Source organism: Paenilisteria portnoyi (genome assembly GCF_014322795.1).
Lineage (GTDB): Bacteria > Bacillota > Bacilli > Lactobacillales > Listeriaceae > Listeria_A > Listeria_A portnoyi.
The window spans coordinates 81,809-94,425 of the sequence record NZ_JAASTT010000003.1; the positions used below are offsets into that span (position 1 = coordinate 81,809).

13 protein-coding genes are annotated in these 12,617 nt (G+C 43.0%); 10 read left to right on the forward strand and 3 right to left on the reverse strand.

What is annotated here, in order from left to right:
- Positions 1 to 60: 60 nt before the first annotated feature.
- Together allB and HCJ66_RS03185 are read right to left on the reverse strand one after the other, a co-directional pair.
- A complete protein-coding gene (gene allB / locus HCJ66_RS03180; protein WP_187131853.1) occupies positions 61 to 1,434 on the reverse strand; it encodes an allantoinase AllB in 1,374 nt (457 codons plus the stop codon).
- A complete protein-coding gene (locus HCJ66_RS03185; RefSeq protein WP_187131854.1) occupies positions 1,424 to 2,932 on the reverse strand; it encodes an allantoin transporter in 1,509 nt (502 codons plus the stop codon). The genes allB and HCJ66_RS03185 overlap by 11 nt, the downstream gene beginning before the upstream one ends.
- 302 nt (positions 2,933 to 3,234) lie before the next feature.
- Between HCJ66_RS03185 and HCJ66_RS03190 the strand changes: the two genes are divergently transcribed.
- The 8 genes from HCJ66_RS03190 (at position 3,235) to HCJ66_RS03225 (ending at position 8,666) form a co-directional block, all read left to right on the forward strand.
- Positions 3,235 to 3,729, forward strand: a complete 495-nt coding sequence (locus HCJ66_RS03190; RefSeq protein ID WP_187131855.1) for a dual specificity protein phosphatase family protein — start codon at positions 3,235 to 3,237, stop codon at positions 3,727 to 3,729.
- Between the two features lie 80 nt (positions 3,730 to 3,809).
- Positions 3,810 to 4,802 (forward strand): DNA polymerase III subunit delta', encoded by a 993-nt coding sequence (gene holB / locus HCJ66_RS03195; protein WP_187131856.1) that lies wholly within the window; start codon positions 3,810 to 3,812, stop codon positions 4,800 to 4,802.
- A gap of 5 nt (positions 4,803 to 4,807) precedes the next feature.
- Positions 4,808 to 5,638 carry a PSP1 domain-containing protein gene (locus HCJ66_RS03200; protein WP_181677099.1) on the forward strand — a complete coding sequence of 277 codons (831 nt, stop codon included), beginning with the start codon at positions 4,808 to 4,810 and terminating at the stop codon, positions 5,636 to 5,638.
- A gap of 11 nt (positions 5,639 to 5,649) precedes the next feature.
- Positions 5,650 to 6,039, forward strand: coding sequence for a DNA replication initiation control protein YabA (yabA, locus tag HCJ66_RS03205; RefSeq protein ID WP_187131857.1), 390 nt, complete (start codon positions 5,650 to 5,652; stop codon positions 6,037 to 6,039).
- A 40-nt stretch (positions 6,040 to 6,079) separates the two neighbouring features.
- Positions 6,080 to 6,841 carry a tRNA1(Val) (adenine(37)-N6)-methyltransferase gene (locus tag HCJ66_RS03210; RefSeq protein WP_187131858.1) on the forward strand — a complete coding sequence of 254 codons (762 nt, stop codon included), beginning with the start codon at positions 6,080 to 6,082 and terminating at the stop codon, positions 6,839 to 6,841.
- Positions 6,828 to 7,103, forward strand: a complete 276-nt coding sequence (locus tag HCJ66_RS03215) for a GIY-YIG nuclease family protein (protein ID WP_187131859.1) — start codon at positions 6,828 to 6,830, stop codon at positions 7,101 to 7,103. The genes HCJ66_RS03210 and HCJ66_RS03215 overlap by 14 nt, the downstream gene beginning before the upstream one ends.
- On the forward strand, positions 7,100 to 7,981 hold the full coding sequence (gene rsmI, locus HCJ66_RS03220; RefSeq protein WP_187131860.1) for a 16S rRNA (cytidine(1402)-2'-O)-methyltransferase: 882 nt from the start codon (positions 7,100 to 7,102) through the stop codon (positions 7,979 to 7,981). The genes HCJ66_RS03215 and rsmI overlap by 4 nt, the downstream gene beginning before the upstream one ends.
- Positions 7,982 to 8,072: 91 nt before the next feature.
- Complete coding sequence (locus HCJ66_RS03225) at positions 8,073 to 8,666, forward strand: DNA-binding protein (RefSeq protein ID WP_187131861.1); 594 nt, start codon at positions 8,073 to 8,075, stop codon at positions 8,664 to 8,666.
- Positions 8,667 to 9,067: 401 nt separating this feature from the next.
- Here HCJ66_RS03225 and HCJ66_RS03230 read toward each other — a convergent pair whose 3' ends face one another.
- Positions 9,068 to 9,352 (reverse strand): AbrB/MazE/SpoVT family DNA-binding domain-containing protein, encoded by a 285-nt coding sequence (locus tag HCJ66_RS03230; RefSeq protein WP_036060638.1) that lies wholly within the window; start codon positions 9,350 to 9,352, stop codon positions 9,068 to 9,070.
- A 221-nt stretch (positions 9,353 to 9,573) separates the two neighbouring features.
- On the opposite strand from HCJ66_RS03230, the gene HCJ66_RS03235 reads away from it, so the two are divergent.
- Positions 9,574 to 10,422 carry a GRP family sugar transporter gene (locus HCJ66_RS03235; protein WP_187131862.1) on the forward strand — a complete coding sequence of 283 codons (849 nt, stop codon included), beginning with the start codon at positions 9,574 to 9,576 and terminating at the stop codon, positions 10,420 to 10,422.
- 158 nt (positions 10,423 to 10,580) lie between these two features.
- Entirely contained in the window at positions 10,581 to 12,575 is a 1,995-nt protein-coding gene (gene metG / locus HCJ66_RS03240; RefSeq protein WP_187131863.1) for a methionine--tRNA ligase, read from the forward strand.
- Positions 12,576 to 12,617 lie beyond the last annotated feature (42 nt).

Below are 12,617 nucleotides of genomic sequence, written 5' to 3' on the forward strand. Positions count from 1 at the left end.
GCAACACGCGAAAAATAAAACAGGCTCTGCGAAAAATACACAGAGCCTGCTGAAAAAACTTTATTGAACGGTTTCTTTCGAGTTTTGCAATACAAACGAGCCTTCATGCGTATCACGAACACCGTTTTCCTTATCATAAATCACGGAACCGCGAAGCACGGTTGTCACGACTTGTGCGCCGATTGTGCGACCGATATACGGGCTAACTTTATGACGATACTCCAAGTCTTTAGCGGCAAGCGTATACGGTGCATTTGGCTGAATCAATGCGAAATCGGCATCTTTGCCAATCGCGATGTGACCTTTATCCGCTAACTTATAAAGATCTGCTGGATTCGAGGCAATCAGTTTCGCAAATTGGGTTAACTCCATGCCACGTTTTTGCACCGCTTCATCGAACATAATATCGACATTATTTTGCAATCCGGAAATTCCGCCCCAAGCTGTGAACGCATTGCCAATTTTCATATCTGGAGGGCAAGGCGAGTGATCCGAAGTTACGAAATCAATTTCACCTGCAAAAAGTTTTTCCCAAAGACGATCTTGATTCGCTTTGTCGCGCAGCGGTGGAGCACATTTCGCAGTGGTACCAATCGTTTCAAATTGCTCCTCGTCAATCGCGAAGTAGTGGGTACAAGATTCGCACGTCACTTTTTGGCCTTCATTACGCGCGCGGGTTACTTCTTCCACGCCTTCTGGAGTACTCAAATGACAGATATGGATTTGGCATCCTGCGATTTTAGCTAAGTAAATGGCGCGACGTACGGCTTCCACTTCTGTGAAAACAGGGCGTGATGCGACATAATCTTTCGCTGATGTTTTGCCTTCTGCTTGAGCGACTTTGCCTAATTCATCGCATATTAACGCATTTTCGGCGTGTATTGCTAGAATTTTATCCATTTTAGCGATTTTTTGCATACCAGCGAAGAAAGAATAATCGTCGACGTTACGGAAATCATTATCGACACCATCGAAGCCACACGTTGCTAGGAAGCATTTATAAGCCGCAACACCGTCTTCATTCAGCTCATTCAAGCGATCTAAGTTATGTGGAACAAGTCCGCCAAAAAGCGCTACATCAACGCTAAGTTTGCCTTTTGCCGCGTCAAATTTGAGATTTAGAGATTCACGATCAATCGTTGCTGGTAGTTGGTTGAGTGGCATTTCGATGAACGATGTTACGCCACCTTTTGCCGCTGCTTTTGTTCCCGTTTCATAGCCTTCCCATTCCGTACGACCAGGTTCCGAAATGTGCACGTGCGCGTCGACCATACCTGGGGAAACAATAAGTCCGCTTGCATCAATGACTTCTTTCGCTTCGCCAAGTCCCGCGCCAATTGCCACGATTTTTCCATTCGTTACTGCCACATCTGTCATTACTGCTTCCGTGTCTAAAATCACTTTTCCATTTTTGATAATTAAATCATAACTCATTTCCTTCAACTCCTATTTTTTTATTATGAACATCTGTATTTTCTTCATAAAACGATGGGTTTTTCTTGCGGTGAAGCGAGGCAAACAGGGCATATGCGCCAAAAGCCACAATCACACCGACGAACCATGAAAGTCTGGAAACGGGCTCCAAGACTGGGATAAATTTACCGCTCAGCGATATAATGACGGCAACAATGGTCACCACAAACGCGAGCGAATTAAAGCCATTTTTGTAATAAGAAAATTGACCAGGTTCTGTGTAGAGGCTATCTAAGTTGATTTGTCGGCGCATAATAATGAAATAATGGGCTAGCATCACGCCAATAACCGGACCGAGAATCCCACCGATAATATCAAGGAATAAATAAATACTCGCCTGATTCTCCATCAATTTCCACGGACAAATCAGAACACTAATAATACTCGCAATCATAACACCGTGCTTATACGTTAACTTCTTCGGAAAAATCGCAGCAATCTGATATCCCGCTGGAATAATATTTCCCGTCGCATTCGTTGAAATCGTCGTCATCAGAATAACCAAGACGGCGAAAATCGATGCAAACAGGCTATCCCATTTTTGCACAATATCAAGCACATTCCAAGTTTCCGTGCCATAATGAATGCTCGCGCCCGCCAAAATACAGACACTAGCCAAAGCGAATAAAATATACGCTACCACAAGCCCGAACGTTTGCCCAGATGCTTGCGATTTGAAACTTTTAGCATTTTGCGTGAAATCCGATGCGCTGACAGCAGGTGCCGCCCAAACCGCAACAACGGCGTTAATCACGACAAGGAATAGGAAAATCGAGTTCCCACCAGTTTGGACGTTAGCCGGCACGTAATTCACGATATTGCCAAAGCCCGCCAAATAAATCGCCCAGATCGCCATTCCCCCAAACACAATGTAAATACAAGGATTTAGAATAGCGGTAAACTTGTTCAAAACACCGCCCCCGCCAAATCCAATTGCGACATTGACCGCCCAGAAAAGCAAGAACGCAATCAAGCCAGGAATCGTAATCCCTAAAATATTGATGCCCCCGCCAATCTCTAAAAAGCCAGGCCAAATTTTGCCGATTAAAATCAGAAAGGCGAGCGATCCCGCATAGCACTGCAAGCCGAACCACATAATGGCTGCGACACAACCCCTTAAAATCCCTGGGAAAAGCGCGCCACGAACCCCGTAAGAAGCCCGCAAAATCATCGCGAAAGGTACACCATATTTTGATCCAGCAGCCCCATTTAAAACCATGACCGCGGCGATAATAAAGGCGCTTACAATAATAGCTGCCATGATACTAACCGTTGACAATCCGAGTATTAGAAACCCGCCGACTGCTACATAGTTAGGAACGTTATGTACAGAACCCATCCACAATGTGAAATAGTTAAACGTACCCCATGTCCGTTTGTTCTCTGTTTTAGGCAGTAGATCGTCGCTATATCCGCGAGATCGATATTTCTCTAGTTGCGCATTATCCACCTGAACCATACCATTTTTTCCTCCTTTATCTATAAAATAATGCTTAAAATAAGCGAAAAACTAAGTTGATTTTGTGAAAGAAAGCGCTTTAAATTCATGTTTGTGAGAAAGCCTTCTCCTGATATGTTAAATATAGCATGCTCTGAAACTGATTTCCTTAGACGTTTTACATAAACTTTTGAAAAGGTTTGTCTGTTTCGGACAAAGTGAAAAGTTGCACAAAACAAGGCGTTAACGATAGGGAAATTCACGAATAAATGCTAGAATGAAATAGTAGGCAAAGCTGCTTAATTATGAGGAGAGTGAACGTAGTGGCTAATTATATTAACGAGAAACATCGCCAAATTGACTTCGATCCGTATACATTGCCCATTATCGCTTTACCCGAAGTCATCGCGACATCTTTTGACCCGATTGGAAAAACACCGATTATGATTCGCATTGCGGATAAAGATAAAGCGTTTGTACCAATAAAAGATCCCGGAAAGTATCAAGGGATTTTAGAGATTCAGTTCAATGACATCAATGAAGAGGATGATTATTGGGGACTTAGTGAGAAAGAATCGGACGAAATGCTTCTTTTCAATAAGAAACATGCGACGATTATTCACGATTTTGTTGACCAGTTTGCCGATATCAGCCAGATCGTGGTACATTGCAATGCTGGTGTGAGTAGAAGTAGCGCGGTCGCGATGCAGCTCGCGGAGTATACGGACGACTTAGATACGTATGCTAAGTTACGCGAAATAAAGCGTTACCTCCCGAATACGCGTGTCCTTGCGATAATGCGCGGCGAAGAATTTTAACGCAATTTTTTTGGCAAAATTTGCGCCATAACCTTGTCCGTCATGTTATAATGTAGAGAAATGATTGGAGGGGTTTTTTCGTGGGACGACAAGCTGATCTGCTAGCGATGCAACCAATCGCGATGCAACTGTTCATCAAAAGTATTCTGACAGACCGATTGGCGCATGGTTATTTGCTAGAAGGCGCGCGTGGAACTGGTAAGAAACGCACTGCTAAATGGCTTTCCCAGACCCGTTTTTGCTTGGAGAAAAGTGACGGCGAGTTAGCTTGTGGGACATGCAATAATTGCCTGCGAATCGAAAATGATAACCACCCCGACGTTCATTGGCTAGAACCAGATGGCAACAGTATCAAAATTGATCAAGTACGGGAATTGAAGCAGGAACTGTCTAAGCGAGGTATGGAATCGGATCGCAAGGTTTTGATTATCAACAGCGCGGATAAAATGACGGTGCAATCTGCCAATTCTTTGCTTAAATTTATAGAAGAACCAGATGGCGGTATGTTGATTTTATTCCTGACTGCGAGTCCACAACAAATCTTGCCAACCATCCAGTCGCGATTGCAACCGGTGAGCTTTCGAGCTTTGCCATTTGAAGCTTTTGTCAGCGATTTGATAGCGCAAGGCATTTTAGAACAAAAGGCCCGTGTGTTGGCGAGTGTCGCTGGAAATGCGGAACAGGCCATTACTTGGAACGAGGACGAATGGTTTGCCGAAGCGCGCAACGTGACGGTGAAGCTTTATGAAGGATTGCATCATCAAGGTGTGGATCCGATGTTGCTTATTCAAGAATCATGGATGCCCGTTTTCAAGGACAAAACACAGCTACATTTAGGCCTAGAGTTGTTGCTATTGCTCTATCGGGACCGTTTGCATTTATCGCTAAACGACGATTATCGTCCAATTTGCATGGAGCAAGCATCGATGTTAAAGCAGGACATACTGCGAAAGTCACTCACAGATACGACTGCTGAAATGGAAATCATTCTTGGAGCCAAGCGCAAACTAGACTCCAACATGAACACCCAGCTATTGATGGAGCAACTCGTACTCAAAATTCAAGGGAGGTAGTCCAATTGCCAAAAGTTGTAGGCGTTCGTTTTAAGGAAGCCGGTAAAATATATTATTTTTCGCCTGAGAAACTCAAAATTGTCGAGGGCCAAGGCGTTATTGTCGAAAATGCACAAGGAATTGAGTTCGGAAAAGCGGTTATTGCACCACGCGAAGTCGATGAAGAGGATGTTGTTATGCCTCTAAAACGAGTGTTACGTGTTGCTACAGATGCTGATTATAAATGTGTCGAAGAAAATGCGGCCTCTTGTCAGCGCGCATTTTTACTCTGTGACGAGAAAATTTCTGAACACAAAATCGAGATGAATTTAGTGGACGTCGATTATACATTTGATCGTAATAAAATCATCTTTTACTTCACCGCAGAAGGGCGTGTCGATTTCCGTGAACTCGTGAAGGATTTGGCATCGATTTTCCGTACGCGGATTGAATTACGTCAAATTGGTGTACGTGATGAAGCGAAGTTGCTTGGCGGAATTGGTCCGTGTGGCCGGATGCTATGCTGTTCGACTTTTCTAGGTGATTTTGAACCAGTGTCAATTAAGATGGCGAAAGACCAGAATTTATCACTAAATCCGACGAAAATTTCCGGACTTTGCGGTCGTTTAATGTGTTGTTTGAAATATGAGAACGATGAATATGAAACAGCGAAGAAAGAAATGCCTGATGTCGGTCAACATGTTGTGACACCTGATGGCAAGGCACGTGTAGTCGGCATTAATCTACTCGGCCGAATTATGCAAGTTAGATTACCAGATCAAGACGCGGTCATTGAATATGCATTAGAAGAATTACGCCCCTTTAATGCTTTTTCAAAAGAACCCGCGAAGTCCTGAGGTGAACCCATATGGATAAAAAAGCCCTTTTTGATTCAGTCAGCAATATGGAAGAACAAATCGGCGAGTTATATCAGCAACTTGGCGACTTAAAGCAAAATCTAGGCGATATGTTGGAAGAAAATAATCGTCTGAACTTAGAAAATGAGCATTTGCGTCGCCGTTTGGAAGAACTCGATGGCGAGCAACATGTGAGCCGGATACCAGCAGAAAAAGAGTTAGGTGCAATGGCTCCTGCTCGCAAAGAAGCGATGCGCCAAATGATTGAAGTTGGCGAAGGATATGATAATTTAGTCAAACTGTATAAAGAAGGTTTTCATATTTGCAACGTGCATTTTGGAAGCCCGCGCGGAAACGATGAAGATTGTCTGTTCTGCATGTCGTTATTGAATAAGAAGTGAAAAAAATGGCTTTCTCTTTTGCGGGAAGGCCATTTTTGAAATGATATGGGGGAACGAAAGAGTGTTAGTAGGAGACGAACGATTAGATCATTTATTAGCGGAGAACTTGCGAATTATTCAGAGCCCGTCTGTATTTTCTTTTTCGCTAGATGCAGTATTACTTGCGCGATTTAGCTACATACCCTATCAAAAAGGTGGGCGCATTATCGATTTGTGTAGCGGCAATGGCATTATTCCTTTGTTGATTAGCTCGCGAACCAAAGTACCGATTATTGGTGTGGAGATTCAGGAACGCTTGGCAGACATGGCGCGACGTAGCATGGAATACAATGGGCTTGAGGATCAGATTGAAATTTTACAACAAGATTTGCGTGAAGTGGTGCCGATTCTTGGCAAAGGAAAAAATAGCTTTGTCATCTGCAACCCACCGTATTTCGCGCTGGAATCGACTAGTATCAAAAATGAAAATGAGCATTTGCGAATCGCACGTCATGAAGTGCATTGCACGTTGCGTGATACGATTCAGGTATCGGCGGATTTACTGAAACAAGGCGGCAAGGCGAGCTTTGTTCATCGTCCGGAGCGTTTGCTTGAAATCATTGATATTATGCGAGAATATGGCTTGGAGCCGAAGCGGGTCCAGTTTGTGCATCCACGTGTGGAACGAGAAGCGAATACGATTTTGGTGGAAGGCATAAAAGGCGCTAAACCTGGCGTGAAGTATTTGCCGCCAATCATCGTGCAGAATGCGGATGGCGAATACACAACGCAAGTGAGGGAGCTACTTTATGGCGAAGAGTGATACACATTATTTTTATGTATTGGAATGCAAAGACGGCTCCTATTACGGCGGCTATACGACCGATGTAGAACGCCGTGAAGCTGAACATAACGCTGGGATTCGCTGCAAATACACGCGAAATCGGCGCCCAGTCAGAGTCATCCACTCAGAATGTTTCGAGACACGATCTGAGGCCACAAAAGCCGAATCTGCTTTTAAAAAATTAGTACGCAAAGATAAAGATCAATATTTACAAGAAAAGAAGGAGGGCGACAGGACATGAAGAACCAGAAAAGTTTTGGTGAGACAGACAGCACGAAAGGCACGTTATACCTAGTTCCAACACCAATCGGCAACTTAGAAGATATGACGATGCGCGCGATTCGAATTTTGCAAGAAGCGGATTTAATTGCGGCAGAAGATACGCGGAACACAATCAAGTTGCTCAACCATTTCGACATACATACAAAAATGATGAGCTACCATGAACACAACAAAACGACGCGTCAAGATGAACTTATCGAAAAATTAGAGACAGGGACAACGATTGCCGTCGTGAGTGATGCAGGTATGCCGTCGATATCCGACCCAGGCTATGAACTCGTAGGCGCCGCGATTGAAGCCGGAATCACCGTCGTGCCACTACCAGGCGCGAACGCAGCGCTCACCGCCCTTATCGCGTCAGGCCTAGCGCCACAACCATTCTTCTTTTACGGTTTCCTGCCACGAAGCAACAAAGACCGTGAAGAAGCGCTGAGTCAGCTAAATCGGCGCGAAGAAACGTGGATTGTCTACGAATCACCACACCGCTTGAAAGAAGTTTTAAAAGCGATGAACAAAATAATCGGAAGCACCCGCAAAATCGTATTATGCCGCGAGTTGACGAAGAAGTATGAAGAATTTTTACGTGGAACGGTGGAAGAAGCGCTAGAATGGGCGAAAGAAACTGAAATCCGCGGTGAATTTTGCGTCATTGTAGAAGGAAATGACGATGCGCCAAGCGAAGACGAAGAAGTTTGGTGGGAGACAATGCCAATCAAAGAGCACGTCGAAAAAGTGATGGAAGAAGAATCCGTTTCCTCCAAAGAAGCTATTAAGCAAGTCATGAAAACCCGCCAGCTTCCAAAACGCGAAGTTTACCAAGCGTATCACGAATTATAATGAATCAGACTCGTCATCGCGCGGGTCTTTTTTTGTGAAAAAATGTCTATCCTTGTTATAATGATGGTAATAGAAAAAGGAGGGATTCCAAATGACGAAACTACCCAATATCGGTAAACCAGCAACGAACGCGTTACAACTTCTGGACATAACGACACTCGAACAAGTAGCAGAACATGACGAAAAAACGCTGTTAAAAATACACGGGGTTGGCCCAAAAGCAATGGGGATTTTAAAAGAAGCGTTGGCGGGGAGCGGTTTAGCATTTACACAAAAGACAAAAGAAATCTCTCTATCTGGAGTAGACTTCGCGGTAGTCTGTGATTTTGACTGCGACAATGCACCGAAAAAACGCATGATCCGAGACTACCTTGTAGCATCCGCGTCGGGCGACAGAGCCACACTCGAAAGCGTATTAGAAGAGTCGTTCGTGTGGACGGTACCAGGCGAATTCCAAATCAAAGGCCGGGACGCGTTCATCGCAGAACTAATCGCCAATCTCCAAGCTGTCAACATACTAGAAGTCCAATCACTCATAAGCCATGGCAAAGAAGGCTCCGCCCACGGAACCGTCACAAATAAAAAAGGCAAACACGTCTACTTCTCCGACATCTTCACCTTCCAAAGTAACATACCAGACGCCAAAATCTCAAAACTAACCTCGTTCGTGGTGATAGAAGAGTAAATTATGATTTATTAAGACTTTAGGTCTTTAAGTCTTTATTCTTTTTGTGTAGGATCTATATTTTGCTTTAAATAAATCGAGCGAAAGGGTTTGTATTGCAACGGTTTGGTGGAGAATCGAAGTCTACCGAACACTAATGGATTACATGCTCGCTTTGCTCTCATGCATATTGAGGCTCTAATTCAGCAAACTACGCTTCATAAGAGCCACAACAATGCGAACGCTTGCCGCCGATTTACCCATAAGTAGGCTCAACCCAACAAAGGATTAACAACTCACTACGTTCGCTCTTATATTTGGGTTCTGACTCAGCAAAGTACGCTTCGTAAGAACCCAAACAAAAAAGCATCCTATTTGAGGCTAGCACGCTTTCAAATAGGATACTTTCTTGGATTGTAGTATTAGATATCATCGCCGAATTGACGACGAATGTCAGCTACTAATTTCTCAGCTCCATCACGGCTAAGTGTTAATTTACCGTCAACAACTTGTTTGTTTTGATCGGAAAATTCACCAGTGATGTCACAAAGGTTGCTAGCTGTGTATTTCTTTAGGATAATTTCATCTTCATTGATGTAAATTTCTAAAGCATCTTTAACAGCAACGCCTAGGTTACGACGAATTTCAACTGGGATTACGATACGTCCTAGTTCGTCAATTTTTCTTACCATACCTGTAGATTTCATATTCTTACCTCCTAACTCTTTGGTCTATTATCTATAATACCAAGAATTTCCTAGAAAAGCTAGACGAAATTATCATTTAATGCAAAAAAAATGATTATTGTTTCTGAAAAAGGGTATAAAGCTAGTTGTGGCGCTATTTGTACTGAAAATGTTCTATAATTGCAAATTTTGTTTTTTTTAGCTCAATTAGACAATGTTACAGATTTGAGAGGAGTTTTTTTATGGAAATTTTAATTGCACTTATTCCAGCGGTCATGTGGGGGATTATGCCACTTGTTGTTTCTAAAATTGGTGGTAAGCCATATCAGCAGACACTTGGCGTAACATTTGGGGCGCTGATTTTTGCGATTGGCATGTATTTCTATTCCACACCACAGTTTACAATGACGATTCTATTGGTAAGTTTTGTATCGGGGATATTCTGGACTGTGGGGCAACTGAACCAGTTTCGCGCCTTTACACATATCGGAGTTTCCAAGGCAATGCCACTTTCGACAGGGATGCAATTAGTCGGGACCTCATTATTCGGTGTTTTCGTTTTTCATGAATGGGGCACGACTGCTAAATTAGTACTCGGTTTTTCAGCATTATTTTTCATCATCGTTGGGATTACACTAACATCATACCAACAACATAAATCAAAAAATGGCAACATGAAGCAAGGAATGGTCGCGCTAATTATTTCTTCGCTGGGCTATGTTGCCTATGTTGTTATTCTAAAAGCGTTTGACATCAGTGGTTGGGAAGCAATTCTGCCACAAGCTGTCGGGATGGTTGTTGCGGCCGTTGCATTCTCATTTAAAGATCGCAAAACTTTCTTTTTACGAGAAACGTGGCTTAGTATTATTCCAGGTGTGATTTGGAGTGTTGGGAACTTGGCGCTACTCATTTCGAATACGGTTATCGGTGTAGCAATCAGCTTCTCGCTTTCGCAAATGGGTGTTGTCATTTCGACGCTAGGTGGAATTCTACTACTTGGTGAGAAAAAGACAAAACGCGAACTTATCCTTGTTATCATCGGAATTATTTTAGTTGGTGCCGGTGGATTCATGATTGGACTAACTAAATAAACAAATTTGGCAGTGTGGGACTTTATTCCGCGCTGCTTTTTTCAAATTTTTCGGGCCTGCGGTATTTTGTTTTGCGTAGAAAATGATATAATAGAAGGTAATTGTGAATTTAACACCGGAAAAACTGATTTTCGGCGGAGGAATGGGAGAGGATTAGATTGCCAAAAGAGAATAATACATTTTATATTACGACTCCGATTTATTATCCAAGTGGAAAGGCTCATATTGGGCATGCGTATACAACGGTTGCAGGAGATGCTATGGCGCGTTACAAACGTTTGAGAGGATTCGACGTTTTCTATTTAACTGGAACAGACGAGCACGGCCAAAAAATCCAACAAAAAGCAGAAGAGCGAAATATTTCACCGCAAAGTTATGTGGACGATATCGCGGCGGGCTTCCAAGATTTGTGGAAGAAACTTGAGATTACCAATACCGATTTTATTCGCACAACAGAACCGCGTCATAAAGATGGCGTTGCGAAGATTTTTCAGCAGTTGCTGGATCAAGACGATATTTATCTTGGTCAATATGAAGGTTGGTACTCCGTTTCAGATGAAGAATATTTCACAGAAACACAGCTAGAAGAAGTATACCGCGACGAAAATGGCAAAGTGATTGGCGGAAAAGCACCAAGTGGCAATGAAGTCGAGCTTGTGAAAGAAGAGTCGTATTTCTTCCGGATGAGTAAATATGCTGATCGTTTACTTGCTTATTATAATGACAATCCAGAATTCATCCTACCAGAATCACGCAAAAACGAGATGATTAACAATTTCATCAAGCCAGGTTTAGAAGATTTAGCCGTTTCCAGAACAACTTTTGATTGGGGAATTAAGGTTCCAGGAGACGCGAAACATGTTGTTTATGTGTGGATTGACGCGCTTTCTAACTACATAACAGCACTTGGGTATGGTTCAGAAGACGATGCGGATTTCAACAAATACTGGCCGGCAGACGTTCATATCATCGGAAAGGAGATTGTGCGCTTCCATACGATTTACTGGCCAATTATCCTGATGGCGCTTGATTTACCACTACCGAAGAAAATTTTCGGACACGGTTGGATTTTAATGAAAGACGGCAAAATGTCGAAGTCAAAAGGTAACGTTGTCGATCCGTATATGCTGATTGACCGTTATGGCTTGGATGCGCTGCGCTATTACCTATTACGCGAAGTTCCGTTTGGCTCTGACGGCTTATTCACACCAGAAGATTTCGTCGACCGCGTGAATTATGATTTAGCAAACGATCTGGGCAACCTTTTAAATCGGACTGTTGCGATGATAAATAAATATTTTGATGGTGAAATTCCAGCTTATCAAGGCAATGTAACACCTTTTGACGGTGAATTAGAGATTTTTAAAGATAATGTTCTAAAAGAATATGAAACAAATATGGAAACGATGCAATTTTCAGTGGTACTTTCCCAGTTATGGACTTTTGTCAGCCGTACGAATAAATACATTGACGAAACAGCGCCTTGGGTTCTAGCGAAAGAGGAAGCGAACCGCGATGAGTTAGCAAGTGTTATGACTCACCTAGCTGAGAATTTACGAATCATCGCTGTGATGTTGAAACCATTCTTAACGCAATGCCCAGAAGGTATTTTCACGCAACTAGGAATTACCGATGAAGCGCTAAAAGACTGGTCCTCAATCACAGGCTATGGCAAAATTCCGGCAGGTACAAAAGTAGTCGCAAAAGGAACGCCGATTTTCCCGCGTCTAGATGCAGCGGAAGAAGTGGCGTACATCCAAGAGCAAATGAAGGCAACGGTGGTGGCGCCGATAGCAGAAGAACCAACTGTCGTCTCGCTTGAAACACCAGAAATCGGCATTGAGGACTTTGACAAAATTGATTTACGAGTGGGAGAAGTCAAGCAAGTAGAGAAAGTCAAAAAAGCCGACAAACTGCTTTGCTTCCAATTGGACCTAGGCGAAGGAAAACTGCGCCAAGTTCTATCAGGTATCGCGGAATTCTACGAACCAGAAGAACTCCTTGGCAAAAAAGTCATTGTTGTAGCGAACTTAAAACCAGTAAAACTACGTGGTTTAATGAGTGAAGGCATGATTCTATCTGGCGAAAAAGATGGCAAATTACAAATAATCGAAGCAAACAGCGCCCTTCCAAACGGTGCGAAAGTGAAATAATAATTGTGAGGTGGGATTCTAAGGAACCCGCCTTTACTTTTA

Coding starts and splice junctions, on each gene's coding strand:
- HCJ66_RS03210 (WP_187131858.1), top strand. CDS start 6,080: ATGATATGGGGGAACGAAAGAGTGTTAGTAGGAGACGAACGATTAGAT.
- HCJ66_RS03235 (WP_187131862.1), top strand. CDS start 9,574: ATGGAAATTTTAATTGCACTTATTCCAGCGGTCATGTGGGGGATTATG.
- yabA (WP_187131857.1), top strand. CDS start 5,650: ATGGATAAAAAAGCCCTTTTTGATTCAGTCAGCAATATGGAAGAACAA.
- allB (WP_187131853.1), bottom strand. CDS start 1,434: ATGAGTTATGATTTAATTATCAAAAATGGAAAAGTGATTTTAGACACG.
- HCJ66_RS03185 (WP_187131854.1), bottom strand. CDS start 2,932: ATGGTTCAGGTGGATAATGCGCAACTAGAGAAATATCGATCTCGCGGA.
- HCJ66_RS03225 (WP_187131861.1), top strand. CDS start 8,073: ATGACGAAACTACCCAATATCGGTAAACCAGCAACGAACGCGTTACAA.
- rsmI (WP_187131860.1), top strand. CDS start 7,100: ATGAAGAACCAGAAAAGTTTTGGTGAGACAGACAGCACGAAAGGCACG.
- HCJ66_RS03215 (WP_187131859.1), top strand. CDS start 6,828: ATGGCGAAGAGTGATACACATTATTTTTATGTATTGGAATGCAAAGAC.
- HCJ66_RS03230 (WP_036060638.1), bottom strand. CDS start 9,352: ATGAAATCTACAGGTATGGTAAGAAAAATTGACGAACTAGGACGTATC.